The sequence below is a fragment of the Fructilactobacillus sp. Tb1 genome, assembly GCF_050500285.1.
Lineage (GTDB): Bacteria > Bacillota > Bacilli > Lactobacillales > Lactobacillaceae > Fructilactobacillus.
This window is the reverse complement of record NZ_CP191377.1, coordinates 591,554-607,432: the sequence shown is the minus strand read 5'-3', so window position 1 is coordinate 607,432 and position 15,879 is coordinate 591,554. Positions and strand designations below refer to the sequence as shown.

Annotated in this window: 13 protein-coding genes and 1 other annotated feature; of the genes, 6 read left to right on the top strand and 7 right to left on the bottom strand. The window is 35.5% G+C overall.

Annotated features, from left to right (window positions below; genetic code table 11):
* Window positions 1–89 precede the first annotated feature (89 nt).
* Both ACQW5G_RS03280 and ACQW5G_RS03275 read left to right on the top strand, forming a co-directional pair.
* A complete protein-coding gene (locus ACQW5G_RS03280; protein WP_429971648.1) occupies window positions 90–1,946 on the top strand; it encodes a monovalent cation:proton antiporter family protein in 1,857 nt (618 codons plus the stop codon).
* Between the two features lie 111 nt (window positions 1,947–2,057).
* Window positions 2,058–2,858 carry a DUF4097 family beta strand repeat-containing protein gene (locus ACQW5G_RS03275; RefSeq protein WP_429971647.1) on the top strand — a complete coding sequence of 267 codons (801 nt, stop codon included), beginning with the start codon at window positions 2,058–2,060 and terminating at the stop codon, window positions 2,856–2,858.
* A gap of 48 nt (window positions 2,859–2,906) precedes the next feature.
* Here the strand turns inward: ACQW5G_RS03275 and ACQW5G_RS03270 are convergent, their stop codons facing one another.
* Window positions 2,907–4,457: a multicopper oxidase family protein gene (locus ACQW5G_RS03270; protein WP_429971646.1), complete on the bottom strand. Its 1,551-nt coding sequence runs from the start codon at window positions 4,455–4,457 to the stop codon at window positions 2,907–2,909.
* A gap of 118 nt (window positions 4,458–4,575) precedes the next feature.
* Between ACQW5G_RS03270 and ACQW5G_RS03265 the strand changes: the two genes are divergently transcribed.
* Entirely contained in the window at window positions 4,576–4,719 is a 144-nt protein-coding gene (locus ACQW5G_RS03265) for a hypothetical protein (protein WP_429971645.1), read from the top strand.
* Between the two features lie 63 nt (window positions 4,720–4,782).
* Here ACQW5G_RS03265 and ACQW5G_RS03260 read toward each other — a convergent pair whose 3' ends face one another.
* Entirely contained in the window at window positions 4,783–5,316 is a 534-nt protein-coding gene (locus ACQW5G_RS03260) for a helix-turn-helix domain-containing protein (RefSeq protein ID WP_429971644.1), read from the bottom strand.
* 183 nt (window positions 5,317–5,499) lie between these two features.
* Window positions 5,500–7,389 carry an acyltransferase family protein gene (locus ACQW5G_RS03255; protein ID WP_429971643.1) on the bottom strand — a complete coding sequence of 630 codons (1,890 nt, stop codon included), beginning with the start codon at window positions 7,387–7,389 and terminating at the stop codon, window positions 5,500–5,502.
* A gap of 650 nt (window positions 7,390–8,039) precedes the next feature.
* Here ACQW5G_RS03255 and ACQW5G_RS03250 point away from each other — a divergent pair.
* Both ACQW5G_RS03250 and ACQW5G_RS03245 read left to right on the top strand, forming a co-directional pair.
* Window positions 8,040–9,356: an APC family permease gene (locus tag ACQW5G_RS03250; protein WP_429971642.1), complete on the top strand. Its 1,317-nt coding sequence runs from the start codon at window positions 8,040–8,042 to the stop codon at window positions 9,354–9,356.
* 252 nt (window positions 9,357–9,608) lie between these two features.
* Window positions 9,609–10,184: a TetR/AcrR family transcriptional regulator gene (locus ACQW5G_RS03245; RefSeq protein WP_429971641.1), complete on the top strand. Its 576-nt coding sequence runs from the start codon at window positions 9,609–9,611 to the stop codon at window positions 10,182–10,184.
* An 8-nt stretch (window positions 10,185–10,192) separates the two neighbouring features.
* On the opposite strand, the gene ACQW5G_RS03240 is transcribed toward ACQW5G_RS03245, so the two are convergent.
* The 4 genes from ACQW5G_RS03240 to ACQW5G_RS03225 all read right to left on the bottom strand — a co-directional run bounded on the left by ACQW5G_RS03240 (window position 10,193) and on the right by ACQW5G_RS03225 (window position 13,583).
* Entirely contained in the window at window positions 10,193–10,603 is a 411-nt protein-coding gene (locus ACQW5G_RS03240) for a hypothetical protein (RefSeq protein WP_429971640.1), read from the bottom strand.
* 88 nt (window positions 10,604–10,691) lie between these two features.
* A complete protein-coding gene (locus ACQW5G_RS03235; RefSeq protein ID WP_429971639.1) occupies window positions 10,692–11,981 on the bottom strand; it encodes an MFS transporter in 1,290 nt (429 codons plus the stop codon).
* A 2-nt stretch (window positions 11,982–11,983) separates the two neighbouring features.
* Window positions 11,984–12,898 (bottom strand): isocitrate lyase/PEP mutase family protein, encoded by a 915-nt coding sequence (locus tag ACQW5G_RS03230; RefSeq protein ID WP_429971638.1) that lies wholly within the window; start codon window positions 12,896–12,898, stop codon window positions 11,984–11,986.
* Window positions 12,867–13,583: a hypothetical protein gene (locus tag ACQW5G_RS03225; RefSeq protein ID WP_429971637.1), complete on the bottom strand. Its 717-nt coding sequence runs from the start codon at window positions 13,581–13,583 to the stop codon at window positions 12,867–12,869. Before ACQW5G_RS03225 ends, ACQW5G_RS03230 begins: the two co-directional genes overlap by 32 nt.
* Window positions 13,584–13,636: 53 nt before the next feature.
* Window positions 13,637–13,866, bottom strand: a binding site (T-box leader).
* 543 nt (window positions 13,867–14,409) lie between these two features.
* Between ACQW5G_RS03225 and ACQW5G_RS03220 the strand changes: the two genes are divergently transcribed.
* Entirely contained in the window at window positions 14,410–15,663 is a 1,254-nt protein-coding gene (locus tag ACQW5G_RS03220; RefSeq protein WP_429971876.1) for an NRAMP family divalent metal transporter, read from the top strand.
* The last annotated feature ends 216 nt before the right edge of the window (window positions 15,664–15,879 follow it).

The window sequence follows — 15,879 nt, the reverse complement described above, 5'->3', positions numbered from 1 at the left end:
AGTGTTTTTCTTTAGCTCCAAATCCTTGCCATTATTAAGCAGGTTAATTAGTATTCATGATAGTTATTATTGAGAAACGAGGAAAAGATATGGATCAAATTTCATTAGTAATTATTTTATTAGCAGCATTAGTCACACCGTTAGTTTTAGCCCGGTTTAAAATTTCCGTGTTACCAACTGCGGTGGTCGAAATTTTAGTGGGAATTGTGTTGGGGCCAAGTTTATTAAACTTAGTTCATCCGGATGCCGTTTTAACTGGATTATCCAGTACCGGAGTAATCGTACTGTTATTTTTAAGTGGGTTAGAAATTGATTTTGATTTATTTAAACCGAAAGCTAAACAACAATCAGACTTAGAAATTAAAGCCAACGCACAGGCACCAAAATATTCATCCGTCAGATTAGCGATGTATGGTTACGGCACGATTATGGTCTTGTCACTAGCCCTTGGATTTATGTGTAAGGTAACTGGGTTGTTCAAAGATCCCTGGTTAGCAGCCATTTTATTCATGACCGTTTCTTTGGGAATCGTGATTGCTACTTTAAAAGAAAAAGAAATTTTAAGTACTTCATTAGGGCAAACTATCCTGCTTATTTCAGCCCTTGGAGAAGTTGTTCCTATTTTAGCATTAACCGTCTACATCTCTATTTTTGGAACCGACTCTAAGTCTCTTTGGTTAACGTTGATTTTGTTTGCGGTTGCGGCCTTAGTGTTCTTTCGTTTTCGTAAATTCTTTGTCCATTTAGATAAGTTCAACAAATCAACTACCCAAGTTGATGTTCGTTTAGCATTTTTCATTATTGCGTTATTGGCTACTATTGCGGTCGGAGTTGGCTCTGAAGCTGTGCTGGGTGCTTTCGTTGGCGGGATGGTATATAAACTATTGCAGCCATCACCCAATACTAAAGAAAAATTAGATTCGATTGGATATGGCTTCTTTATTCCAATTTTCTTCATGATGAGTGGGGTTGGTTTGAACGTGAAACAATTACTTGCGGATCCCAAAACTTTGATGTTGATTCCCGTTTTCTTACTTAGTTATTGGGTAGCAAAAGCCTTGTTATACCCCGTTTTTCGACTTCGCTTTGATAAGAAAAATGCATTAGCCGGAACGGCCTTAGTTTCAACTACCATTACGATGGTCTTAGCCATTTTGAAGGTTGCCAATGATATGAAATTAATTACGCCGCAACAATCTGGCGCCTTTTTGTTAGCGGCCATTATTACTTGTGTCGTGGGACCACTAATCTTCAATAAGATGTTTACGCCTAGTCCAGAAGTTTACCGGAAAGTGAAATTGAACATGTTTGGGGCCAATTTGAGTACCATTCCAGTAGCGCAACAATTATCTGGTAGTTGGTATGATGTGACCTTATTTACGGATAATAAAGATAATTATGAAACACTTCGACATAAAGCTAAGGTTCATTTACTAGATTCACTTGATGCCGATTACCTCAAAGAAAATGGTTATTTTGATGCTGATATTGCTGTTTTTGCCTATCTCAATCCAGATATTAATTATCGTCTTGCCAAAGTGGCGAAAAAATATGGAGTTAAACGGGTAATTGCGCGTTTTGAAGAACGAGATATTTTAAACGAACGGGAAAAAGAACTCACGGCTTTAGGCGTTGAAGTTTACAATACGTTTGCCGTTAATATCGCGATGTTACGTGAATTGATTGAAGTTCCATCAACGTTTAATATGATTAAATCAAATAGTACTGAACTTCATGAAGTTACGTTGCGAAACAGTAAATTTGCGGGGATGCCCATCAAAGATTTGCCATTTAGCGATGATATTACAATTGCGCGAATTTTCCGGAATCATAAGATGATTCATCCAGTTGGAACGACCATTCTGGAATTGAATGATCGGATTATTTTTGCGGCAGATAAAACCATTAGTAATCAAGTACGCCAAGAAATTAGCACTTTAAATTAATTTTGAAGACCTGATGTATTTCGGGTCTTTTTGTTTAGCCAAAATGAGATTGAGATTCTTCCTGATTCATGATAAATTTAAAAAATAGTAAAACGAAGAGGAATAAAAATTATGAAGAAAATATTACCGTGGATTTTCGGGGGAGTCTTAATAATTGTAGTTGTTGCAACCGTAATTGTTATGAATCCAGCTGGTTCCAATACGACTAGTCACCAAGTGAATAATTATCAGCAAATTCATAAATTGAATATTGATGTTCAATCAGATGTAGTGGTAAAATCAGGCGCAAAATTTAAAGTGGAATCTAATTTACCAGCTGCAAAAGAAAACAAAATTAAGTTGGACGATGATGAAATCAAGATTACAGAAAAAGAACACCATCATTTTATGGGTTTCCATCTACCTGAATTTGTGATTAATATTGCTGGCTTTTTCCATCCACAAAAGCATGTAACGATTGTGACTTTACCAAAGGATATTAAGTTGACGGATGTCGTAATTAATAGTGATAGTGGTGATGTAAAACTTAGTGATGCATCATTATCAGCATTGAAAATTGATGCCAATAGTGGCGATGTTACCTTAGCTAACGTTAATGTAAAACATAACGCGGTGATTGGAACCGATTCTGGCGATACAATTTTAAAAAATATTGCGGTCGCTAACATTAGTGTTGATTCCGATAGTGGTGATGTTGATGCTGATAATTTAAAAGCTCAAAGAATTAATTTAAATAGTGATTCTGGAGACGTTAACATTAAAAATCAGACTGACACAACATATGCTAAAGCTGTAATTGACAGTGCTAGCGGTGATATCAACCTTGAAAATACGGTAGTTAATGATAGTGAAGTGACTGCTGATAGTGGTGATGTTAATTTATCGAATAGTAAGTTAATTGATAAAAAATAAGCAAAAAAAGAGGCGACATTTTTGTCGTCTCTTTTCGTTTGGAATGAATTAACACATATCCATTCCCATAGCTTTGTATGAATCTAAACTCTTGAGATGGAGTTGGTCAACGGTACAATGCCGTTCCTTAGCTAAGGCATTCAACAAAGTATCCATATCCATCAATTTGTATTTCTTATGGGGATCATCTTTAGTATAAACTTGCATTTGTGCCATCATTCCACCATCTTCGTGTTCAATGATGTGACAGTGATACATGAAAATCCCAGGGTAATTAAATCTCATTTTAACGCGGACGGTTTCACCAGGGTTAACTCCAACAGTATCCTTGTAACCTAATTCGTTAGGATAAGGAGCTTCACCATTTCTGGAAATAATCTTAAATGAACCACCATGAGTGTGATAAGGGTGAACCATTCCACCACAACAATCATTAGTATTCGTAATGTCCCAGTATTCTGCGACACCAAGTTCTTGACGATCATCAATCCGCATCATTCCAAACTTTTTCCCGTTAATCATAACAGCTTCATCAGTTCCAGACATGACAACTTGATGCACTAATGCATTTTTATCAACATCAGGATAAGTAATATCAGCTAAATGTTGAGGGATTTCAGTAGTATCAGGTGTGAATGCTTTAATGTTGAATTTCAAAATGGGAACATCGTCAGTATACAAAGTCACTTGGTCTCCAGGTTTGTAATCCTTGAAATCAAGGACAACTTCGGCACGTTCAGCACAAGTTAACATTAATTTCTTAAGTAAGACTGGTTCTGGCAACAAACCACCATCAGATGCAATTTGCGTCATAACTAAATCATCGCTAAGATGTAAGCGCCATTCACGCCGGTTTGAACCATCCAAGAAACGAAGCCGTAATTTTTGCGTAGTAACGTCAAAAGTAGGGTTTACAGTTCCGTTGATTAAAGCCGTTTTACCTTCAGTACCATCGGGATCGTAATCTTTGTCATAATTCCATTGATTATTGTCATCGAAAGTCCGGTCTTGTAAAATTACGGGAATATCGTCGACACCATAATTACGGGGTAATGGTAAACTAGCTTCGTGTTTGTCGGTTACGACAACTGGAGCAGCAAGTCCATGCCAAACATCCCAGCCAGTTTCTGGACATGGATGAGCATGAAGCCACAATGTAGCAGCTGGTTGATCAACTTTGAAAGTGATTTCTTTTGGTTGATTAGGGTAAACGGGAGCATGACATCCACCATCAATATATGGACCTGGAACATCTAGTCCATGCCAATGGAAAGTGGTAAGTTCGGGCAAACTATTCTTTAAAGTAACGTGATAAGTTTTTCCGCTCTTATAAACAATTGTTGGTCCCAACAAACTTTGGTTATAACCCCAAGTTTTGGTTTTTTTACCGGGTAAAATTTGGGTTTCACCTGGTTCCGCTTCAACGGTGTACCAAACATCAGTCTCTGTTTCCTTATCTGGTTTTAAAACTGATGGAATGTTTAGCTTACTTTCAGGCACATCAGCGACCTCAAGAGGGATATATCCACCATCGTGGTAATCATAGGCTGATTCATTGAAAAAATATTTATCATAAATTGGTTGTTTTTCTTCAGACATAATTCTTCCTCCTTCTTTAACTAGTAGTTTACTACAATTATAATCTAGTGTGGTATTATAGATTACAATATTTCTAATAAATAGAAATATGAAAATTATTTATGGAGGAATTAGAATTATGAACAAAGTATTTAATTGGATTTTGGTAATATTTTGGGTAGTAACACTAGCCATGTTATTTATGGATAAAGGCATGATGGCCATGTATATGATGGTAATCGGAATGCTTGCAGATTCTTTATACTGTGCACTTCGTAAATAAAAAAATACATAAAAATAGCTCAATTCATTATCGTGTGATAGTGGATTGAGCTATTTTTTAACATTATTTTTCTATTTTTACTTCATAAAAAATAGAACTAAAACTATATCTGAAATATGCAACTAAAAATTTAATAATATACTTTGAAATAAAGTACATGATCCAGAACATTGGTATGCCGATTATTACTAATAAAACGCTAATCCCAGTTTGAAACCATGAAAAACCTTGACCCATAAAATATGCCCAAATTAATATAAATGGTGAAAAGGCAAAAGATAACGATACAGTCCATCCTGTAAATACTAAACTGAGACCGATAATTAGAATGATTGATAATACGCATGTAAAGAATACTAAAAATCCTAATAATGCCATAAAATTTACTTTTTTCTTCATAACTGCTCCTTGCTCACCAATAAGCGCTGAAATAGTAGTTCCATATAATTTAGATAAATCTTCAAGGGCAGTTAATGGTGGCATGTTTCGATTATTTTCCCAATGAGAAACAGTTTGTCTAGTTACGAATAATTTTTTTGCAACGTCTTCTTGTGACAAACCTTTTCTTTCACGATAATATTTCAATTTGTTTTCCATTAGTTATTGCTCCTTTAATGATTTGATTAAATTATTACTCATAAATAATGTTTTTGGCTAGCAAATTATTTGTTACATATTGATATAGCAGTATTTGTTATGGGTTGTTTTAAATTTTAACATTAAAAAAATACATAAAAATAGCTCAATTCATTATCGTGTGATAGTGGATTGAGCTATTTTTTATTTGTTACTTAAAACGTCTTTTGCGATAAAACTTGAATATTTTAGTGATCCAATTTGATTAGGATGAGTTTCGTCAGTATATAACCAGTTCGTATGGCTAGAGATGTATTTGTTCCAATCAATAATTTTGAGGTTGGGATACTTCTTAGTTGCTTCGGTTAAAGCAGCATTATTAGTGTTTTGCCATGGTTGACTAGGAACGTGATTATTGATCCAGAAAACCGTCCGTGATGGACCGACAATGTTCATAATTTGTTTGATATTATCCTTATCGACAGTTCCGTTGGTTCCTAATCCGATAATTACGTTATTACCTAGCAAACCTTGTTGGGCAAGACTTTGAATTGATTGAGCACCGTCTTTAGTTTGACGAGCAACGGATGCGTCAATATAAAGGCGAGGGAAAATCTTTTGTAAATCATCTCTACTAGAAAGCATTACGGAGTCACCAATTGCAGAACCAGAAAGGTTAACGGCTTTGTTTAATTGTTCGGGAGTTAATCCTTCTTTTTCAAAGCGCTTGGCATCGGCTGGCACAGCTTTGATTTCTTCATGATTTTTAATCTTTTCGGCTAACTCTTTGTTATGTTGTTTTTCTTTAGTAGCACTCTTCTTGATGCGTTTAGCGAGTTGAGTGTGGTTAGCTGCATGAGGACTAACCAAAGTTGATTGAATAGTTCCAAATAAACCTAAAATCAAAGTTAACGCAAGCACGAAGTAAGTCAATTTGAATCTTGAAAAGAGGCTCTTAATTGAATTGATGATTGGAGAATAATCAAAAGAGCCAAATGGTTTTTCAATGGTACGATAAGAAATTTCAGAAATAATGGCGATAATGATAATTTCAATTACGCTATATAACAGTTGGTTATCAGCTAAGTTTTTGAACTTATCACCAAAGAAGACAAAGACGGGAAGTTGGAAAACGTAGATTCCGTAACTTCGAGAACCGATCCAGTCAAAAACTGGATTAGTTAATAAGCGATTCCAGTGACTTTGTTTAGCTAAAATGGCCCATATAATTAATACGTTAGCAGCTGAGAATAATGCCATTCCCCCGCGATAGAGAAAAGCAGATTGAGAATGCATTACGAAGACCATGGCTACCATCGCAGCTAGACCCACTAATCCCAGCAAATCAAAGAAAACGGCTGATAATTTTGAATTACTACCCAATTTATTGCTGGGCCAAACCGTTGCAAGAGCGGCTCCAAATAAAATCGAAAACATTCTGGTATCAGTACCATAGTAAACTCTACTAGGATCTACTTTAGGCTTGAAAATTACAGCCATTAAGAAGATAGATAAAGCTGATAAGGCTAAAGCGACGAACAAGATGGGTTTAGTATTTACCTTACGACTACCGAAGTGAGAGCCATTGCGATTAAATAATTTGAGTAAAAAGATCATAATTAATGGCCAAATTAAGTAAAACTGACCTTCAACCGCTAAAGTCCATAAATGGGTGAATGGTGATTCTGATCCAGCAAAGTTTTGAAAGTATGATTGGCCATTAAAAATTTCATACCAATTATATGTATAGGTTAAATTAGTTATAATGCTTTGCCATAGATTAGCAATTAAATTTCGTTGAAACACCGTAATATAAGCGGCGGTAACAAAAAGCATCACGATTAACGTCGGATAAAGTTTTTTGAAACGCTTATTCCAAAAATTACGATAATCAAAGCCGTTGGTTTCAGTATATTCATGAATTAAATGATCGGTAACCAAGTAACCGGACAGCGTTAAGAAGATTGGAACCCCTAAGTACCCGCCACTAAATAACGTTGAGTTAAGGTGATATAAAATAACACCAATTACTGCGAGAGCTCTTAAACCGGTAAAACCGGTGATGAATCTATTTTTTGAAGTATTTTTTTGCATGATTAAATCCCGTTCTTTTTTATCAATTATTTAATTTTTTTATTTATATTTTAAAAAACATTAATTTAAATATATCATTATTTTTGGTGTTTACAATATGTATACATGAATTTTTTTATGTTTTATTTAAATTAGAATAATATCAAATAAAAAGCCTTATAAGGTAAGCTATCATAGTAGTTACAAGCAATTTGATTGTCAGATAATTAGTGTCTATTAATTGTGAACAAAAATAATCTTTTAATTTTCAATTTGCATGTGAAAAAACTAATTAGATATACTAACAATCGTCTTTATACTGATTTTTAATTATTTAGCACCTTCTTTGTTCGGATAATGTCTGATGAAATAAACAAAAAGTATTGACCAATGCCAAAATAGATGGTTTAATCTAAATAACATAAAAAACAGAAGGGAACATACTCATGAACTTAAAAATGATGACACAACTTAACTCATCCTCTAGCTTTGCTTGGCAGATTTGTATCTAAGCGAGGTTACTTTGAGTTGCCTGGTTAGATACGTGAGTTTCTAATTAGGTCATCATTAATAGTCGATGTGTGTTTTCACGCGTATATTAAATGAAATATCAACCTAGTTAGGAATTCCTAACTAGGTTTTTTTATTTCTAAAATTTGAGGAGAAAGATTATGCAAGAACAAAAATTGAAACGAAGTGTGGGACCGTTTACCGCCTTAGCGTTAGTCATGGGAACTGTGATTGGAGGAGGAGTGTTCTTCAAAACAGCGGGAGTTGTCGGGGCAACTCATTCAGTTAGTTTAACTTTATTAGCCTGGATTGTGGCCGGGGTATTAACAATTTGTGGAGGATTAACCGTTGCTGAATTAGGAGCTGCGATTCCTGAAACTGGTGGAAGTGTCCAATATATGCGGCATACTTATGGACCCTTGAGTGGATTCTTACTTGGATGGGCAGAAATGTTAATTTACGTCCCAGCTAATATGGCAGCTTTGGCAATTATTTTTGCTACCCAAGTAGTCGTGTTGCTTCATCTCGGTATGGCATTAGTAGTACCAATTGCGATTGCCGTTGTAGTATTAATTACCATTTTGAATGCTTGTGGTGCTAAAGTTGGTGGCGCAGTTCAAGCTACAACTTTAATTTTTAAATTAATTCCGATTTTCTTAATTGTCGTTGTTGGTTTATGTATGCCAGGACATGTTGATGTTACTTTCATTCCTATGGCTCCAAGTGATCATGCTGATATGTTAACTGCCTTTTCAGGCGGATTGTTAGCTACGATGTTTGCTTATGAAGGTTGGATTAACATCGGTGATATTGCTGGCGAAATGAAAAGCCCTAAAAAAGATATTCCTAAGGCCGTGGTATTCGGGTTAACTTTCATCATGATTATCTATGTTTTAGTGAACTGGGTTTTCTTGAAAACGATGCCAATTGATGCAATTGCAGGAAACACAAACACGGCTTCACAAGTTGCTGGAAAACTATTCGGTGAATTTGGTGGAAAAATTGTTACCATCGGAATTCTAGTCTCAGTTTTTGGAACGATTAATGGTTATACAATGACTGGGGCCCGCATCCCTTACGCCTTAGCTAAAGATGATTTACTCCCATTTAGTGAACAATTTAAGAAACTCAACAAGGCTTCAGCTCCATATGTAGCTAGTTTATTAATTCTTGTAATTGCAATTATCATGATTATGTTGGGAAGCTTTGATATTTTAACTGATATGTTGGTATTTGTAATGTGGATTTTCAACTGTCTTTTATTTTTAGCTCTCTTTATTCTAAGAAAACGTGAACCAGATCTTGAACGTCCCTATAAAGTACTTTGGTATCCAGTGGTTCCCATTGTAGCGATTATCGGTGGATTGTTTATTGTAATTACCACTCTAATCAATCAAACTGGATTAGCTGTCGTAGGATTGGGAATTACTTTATTAGGAATTCCAGTTTATTATTTGCACCAAAAATTACGGAAATAACTAAAAAAATCCGCTTAGTGATTTCACTAAGCGGATTTTTAACAGTAAGGAGTTTTGGAAGATCTTTACTGCAAGTGTTATTTTACCGGCGTTTGTCGATCTAAGACAACCCTTTGTGTAACAATTAACGACATCTGAAACGTAAATTAATCGTTCAGCAAGATAATCTATGTCAATTACCAATTGTGCACACTTTGTTACCTAAATCCATGGTATATTAATTTATAATTCACTAGGGAGCAGGGCGTATGTATGGTACAAAGAACTAATTCAAAAGATTCAATTGCGATGGCCTTATTTGATGAAATAATTGATACTCATATTTCTGAAGTCACAATTACGGCTTTAATTAATCGAAGTAAAATCGCAAGAAGAACTTTTTACAACAATTTTGATAATATTTATGAAGTTATTGTCTATTTAATTGATTTAATTGATGAAAAACTAGATACTCCTAATTTAGATGAGGGAATTAACGGCAGAGCAGTAACTGCCTCAGATGTTTTAGACTATCTCCCAGAACATATTTATGAGAACCGAGATTTATTGCGGGTGATTTATACGACTGATTTACGGGGTTTTTGGTTTAATCATGTAATGGAAAAATATGAAAAATGGATGATTAAATATTTATTTAGTGATTATAGATCCAAAGTAATTACGAAGGAAGTTGCTTGTAATGTATTGTTGCAAACAGTTATTGCTGCAGTTGATTCTTGGATTAGCAAACCAGTTCCGGATGAACCAGATCAATTTAGAGCAGTTTTATTAGAAATTTTGCAAGTCTCACCAATTGGTGATTTAGAACTTAGTTATGAAGAAAAGTAAAAAGAAACTTAATCAGTCGATTGAGTTTCTTTTTTGTTAGTTAAAGTGATATTAACTGGATATGAATTGGTAAGTTCTTTGCCAGAAGAATAAATATTGATATTAGTTGTTTCACCAGCAGGAAGGGCGACCACTGTTTTATAGGCGCTACCAGAACGGGTGACTTTAAAAGTTACATTTGGATTAGTCGCAGAAAAATGAATCTTTTTTCCGATTACTAATGAAGAATGAATGATAAATTGACCATGTTTATTCACTTGATAATGGGATTTATTTTTAACGTTGATGGTCATTTCAGATCTTTCGCCCATACTAGCGCTAACTTTTTGATGATGTTTGGGTTTGAAAATCCCAGTCAATAAAAATAAATTGAAAATAATGACAGCATATAAAATGATATTAATAGTTTTATTTTTCATGAATAAACTCCTGCAGTTATTGATTGAATTTTAACATAATCAAACCCAATAAAAAAACCTAGCTTTTTAAATTAGCTAGGTTTTTACTTTATTTAATATTTTTAGCCTTTGTTTCTGGTCCAGCAAAGAAAATTGTTGCGGCAGCAATCAAGAGAAGTCCCGTAATTACATAGAAAATCATTGATGGATTAGTTTTACCAATGGCATAAGCGGCAAAGTAAGGAGTCAAAACAGTCAATAGTTTAGCAGTTCCGTGAGCCCAACCCATTCCACGAAAACGGTGGTTAGTTTGGAAGATTTCAGAAGTGTAAACGCCAACTGCGGATGCCATAAGAACGTAGAAACAAGTTGTGAGCAAGAAACCAATTGCAATCGTGCCACCAGCAGTAGTTACCATAGTATAACCAATTGCTAAAGCAGCTCCAATGATGAAAGTAGTGATAATCGTAATTCGACGACCAATTTTATCAATCAAGAGGGTTCCAATCAAGGCTCCAATTGGTGCCCCAGTCATCATAAACATAGTGTATTTAAGAGAATGAGCAACGTTAATACCACGTTGAAGTAACATTGTAGGAACCCATGAAGTGAACATGAAAAGGGATACCAAAATAGCTGTAACAGTAATTACACTAATAAAGAGGGCGCGTTTGTAACTAATAGTAATAGTTTCGTTATGAGCAGATTGAGCTGCTTTATCATATGTACCAGCTGTTTCTAGTTGTTCAATAATTGCCTGGGCTTCTTTAGTCCGACCTTGGCTAATCAACCAACGAGGTGATTCTGGAAAATGACGACGAGCAAGCCAGAGAATCAAGCTCAAAGCTCCGATTACGATAAACATCGCTCTCCATGAGTAATGTGGAATGATGAAAAGAGATAATGCCAAAGCGAGTGGGGCCCAAAAGTTAGCAATGATGGCTGTCGTTCCTGACCAACGTCCCCGCGTTTTGGTTGGGGCAAATTCGTTAACAATCGCATAACCGGTAATGATTTCTGAACCAAGACCACAGGCAGCGATGAAACGCAAAATTGAAAGAATCATAATGTTAGGAGCAAAGGCACCCAAGATAGTCGCAATTCCAAAAACTAATAAGTTAATTTGATAAGCAGCTCGGCGACCATATTTGTCACCTAGGAAACCGGCCATCAAAGACCCAATAAACAACCCTAAGAAACCCGCGGAAATAAAATTAGAACTTTGTGCTAAGGTACTAAATTTAGAATTAATCATGGCCGTATTCACGGCTCCAGCCATGTACACGTCACTGGCATCAATAATCATTCCTAATGAAGAAAGGATGAATACTTTTTTGAAGAGTTTTGATTCTTTAGTATTATCTAGTCGCATTTCAAGTTGCTGTGCTGTTTGTTCCATAATTAAATCCCCCAAGCAGTAAGTTTGTTCTGCATATTTTCGTTATTGTATTTAGTTTCAAAGTTGTTGAGTTTTTCTAAGCCGACAAAATGATTGAATTCTGGAAAGGTAATCATTTCATTTTTTAATGATTTAGTTGAACCAGTTTCTTTTAAGGTTGTTAACATTTTTTTGATCCCAGCCATTTCGGTATAAACGGAAGCGGTTGGATGAACGATTAAGGAATAACCTAAATCTTTTAGTTCGTTGGTAGTTAGATCTGGTGTTTTACCACTTTCCAACATGTTGGCCATTAATGGTGTAGTAGGAAACGCTGCTTTAATTTGTTTTAATTCAGCGATACTTTCCGGTGCTTCAATGAAAATTAAATCAGCTCCAGCTTGTTGGTAAGTTTTGCTGCGTTGAATGGCTGCGTCTAATCCTTCAACTGCGCGTGCATCCGTCCGTGACATAATTAAGAAGTCATCGTGTTTCCGAGTTTGCACCGCCATGTTGATTTTAGCTTCTAAAACCTCAACGGGTTCGATTTTTTTCCCATCCATATGACCACATCGTTTTGGCCATTGTTGATCTTCTAAAAAGATTCCCGCAGCTCCAATGGCTTCGTAGTTTTTAACCGTGCGGGCAACGTTGAATAAATCGCCGTAACCAGTATCGGCATCAGCAAAAACGGGTAAGTTAGTCGCGTTAATAATTTCCCGGCATTTATTTAACATAATGTCGAAATCAGCAATTCCACGATCAGGTAAAGATAAATCAGCAGCACTTGTAGCATATCCAGCTACAAAAATGGCTTCGTAACCTAACTTATCAGCGATTTTAGCTGATAAAGCATCTTGAGCTACAAACATATTGGTAATGTGATGAGGGTTAAACATCATCTTTTTAAATTTCGAGCGATTCTTGGCAAATTTCATGGTCATACTCCTTTAAATTGAATTTTAAGTTTTGCATGGTTTCGTAATCGGGAATGATTGATTGACAGTTTAATTCGGCTAATTTGATTAACGGAATTTCATCATTATCTTGTGAGATGATGAAATCTGATAAATGAGGATGGTTTTTTAATAATTGATAACTAAAACGATCTAAGTGACCGATTACAATTTGGTTAATCCCTAATTGGTGAGCGAGTTCAAGGCGACGGTTGAATTCAGTTAAATCATAAAATTGTAAACCGTCTAACTTTAACCAAATTTCAGCTCCGTATTCTGTTTGACTGTCTTTTAAAGCTTCCAATTTACCTAATAATTCAGGTAAGCTAGCAAATTGATGGGGTGTATTACTGTGAGCCGGATATTTTTGATCATTTAACATGATAATTTTGGCACCTCTAGCACCAAGTTCTTTACCGGCAAAGTAGGTATTAAGTTGGTTACCAAAGCCAGCTTGAAGATCAGCAATTAAATTAGTTTCAGATTCAATGCTGATATAACGGAAGAAACGAGCATATTCAGAAATACTGAGTAACCCTTGATTATCGCTACCTAAAAATTGATTGGCCAATAATCGCGGACTGACATATGAAAGGGGTAACCCGTTTTTGCTAGCTTGTTGTGCTACTAATGTGTTGCTGATGGCTGGAATAAATTTTTGTAACATAATCTTTCTCTCCTTTTTTGGCAAAATAAAAAAGCGCCCAATAGTCTCTATGACTAAAGGACGCTTTCACGCGGTACCACCTAAATTATGTTTGAATAAACATCTCTCCCAATCCTAAAAAGAATCGTTGGCTCTATAATGGGAGCTCCCAGTAATGGCTAATTTAAGTTCACCACACAACTCGTAGGTTACTTCATTTTATCGAATCAATGTTATTTTGCACTAACCAATAACTCTCTGAAATGCTTCTAATAAAATTACTTTTCCTAGTTAACGTTTTTTTAATTTTTAATATCATAACATGCCGAAAATGAATTGCAAGCCTTTTTTGCAAAAAACACGAAAAATATAGTTGCTAGAAATCGTTAAGCTACCATAATAACGAAATATTCAAAAATAATGATACGAATGTTAAGAAATGGGTTGTGTTTTGATATGTTACATGTAATAATACAATTACTTTCTAAGCTAGATTAGAAAATTCTAAACTAATAAATTTATTAAACTAGAACAATTATAAATTAGCCAGTAAAATTTAAGCTCCAACAAAGAGAGTCTCTGATAGTGGAAATGAGACGGTAGTCTTCAATTTGAAAAGTAATTTTGATTATGAGATTTTCTCGAGGATCTCGGGGTTGACCACCTGTACCATGGTCAAAGTTTATTAATTAATAAACTTAGTAAGTCAATTTGTGTGAGCAAATTGTAAATGATGGTGGTAACACGTGTAAACGTCCTGACTAATTAATTAGTTGGGACGTTTTTTATAAATAAAAAACACATATTATAGGAAAAGGGAGTGGAAAGAATGGAAAATGATGTTGTAATGCCGAATTCAGAATCTAAGATGAAACAGGTGTGGAACCGAATTAAGGAGTGGCTGGTAGTTATTGGTCCAGGTTTAATTGTGATGCTTGCTGATACTGATGCTGGTTGTTTGATTACAGCGGCACAATCAGGAAATCAATTTGGGTATGCGATGGTGTTACCTCAAATTGCACTGATTCCGGTGCTATTCATGGTCCAGGAAATCACTGTCCGCTTGGGAATTATCACGAAAAAAGGGCATGGAGAACTTATTCGAGAGTACTTTGGAAAAAAATGGGCCTACGTTTCTGCAATTACCCTTTTGATTTCAGTAATTGGAGCAATGATTACTGAATTTATTGGAATTGCTGGAGTGGGAGAACTCTTCGGAATCTCTCGTTGGGTAACGATTCCAGCTACGACTGTTTTTCTAATTGGGATTGCTTTGATTGGAAGTTATCATCGGGTAGAACGAATCGGAATTGCCTTTGGAATCTTCGAATTGATGTTTATCATTGGAATCTTCATGGTGCATCCTGATATGGGTCAAATGGTAACGGAAATGGTTCATATGCCATTCCATGATAAATCATACGTCTTTATGATTGCCGCTAACGTAGGGGCAGTTATCATGCCTTGGATGATCTTCTACCAACAAAGTGCCGTAATTGATAAAAAATTGAAACCGAAAATGATCAAAAAAGCTCGCACAGATACTTTGGTGGGAACCTTTATCACACAGGGAATTATGATTGGATTTGTAGTCTTGTTTGCCGCTACCACTTTTACTAAAGGGAGCGTTGAGTTGAACACGGTTGGAGATTTGGTTCATGAACTAGAACTCTTCATCGGACCAAATGCTTCTAAGGCCATTCTTGGATCTAGTTTGTTTGGTGGCGCTATTGTTGCTGCAATTGTAGTGGCGCTAGCTGGTACTTGGGACATGACTGAGGTCCTTAATTGGCGGCATAGTTTGAATGAAAAACTTAACAAGCAAAATTATGGCTTTTACAGCATGTATGCAGCCGTTTTGATAATTCCAGCAATTATGGTTCTTTTCATGGAAAACATGGTGGATATCGCCGTTTCTATCGAAGTTATGAACGCATTGATGGTCCCAATTGTCCTTGGTTTCTTGTTGCTCCTGGAGGCACGAGCTTTGCCAGAAAAATATCGCATGCATGGAACCTACAAATGGACTGTCATCATCAGTTCGTTGACAGTTATGGCGTTTGGACTCTATATGTTGGGACCTTCTCTAAATCTTTGGTAATCACGAGGTAATTAATTATGAAATATGTAAAAGCATTCTTTAAAAAATATGTAACTATCACAGCAAAACATGAATTTGAAGTTCATTTGTATCAAGGACTTTAGGTGAATATGATGAAAAAATTGATGAGTAAACTAGAAAAGGTATTGTATGGTAATTCGGGTGAGATTTGTATCGAACACGAAATGATGCTCTACCAATAAAATACGTAAAAAA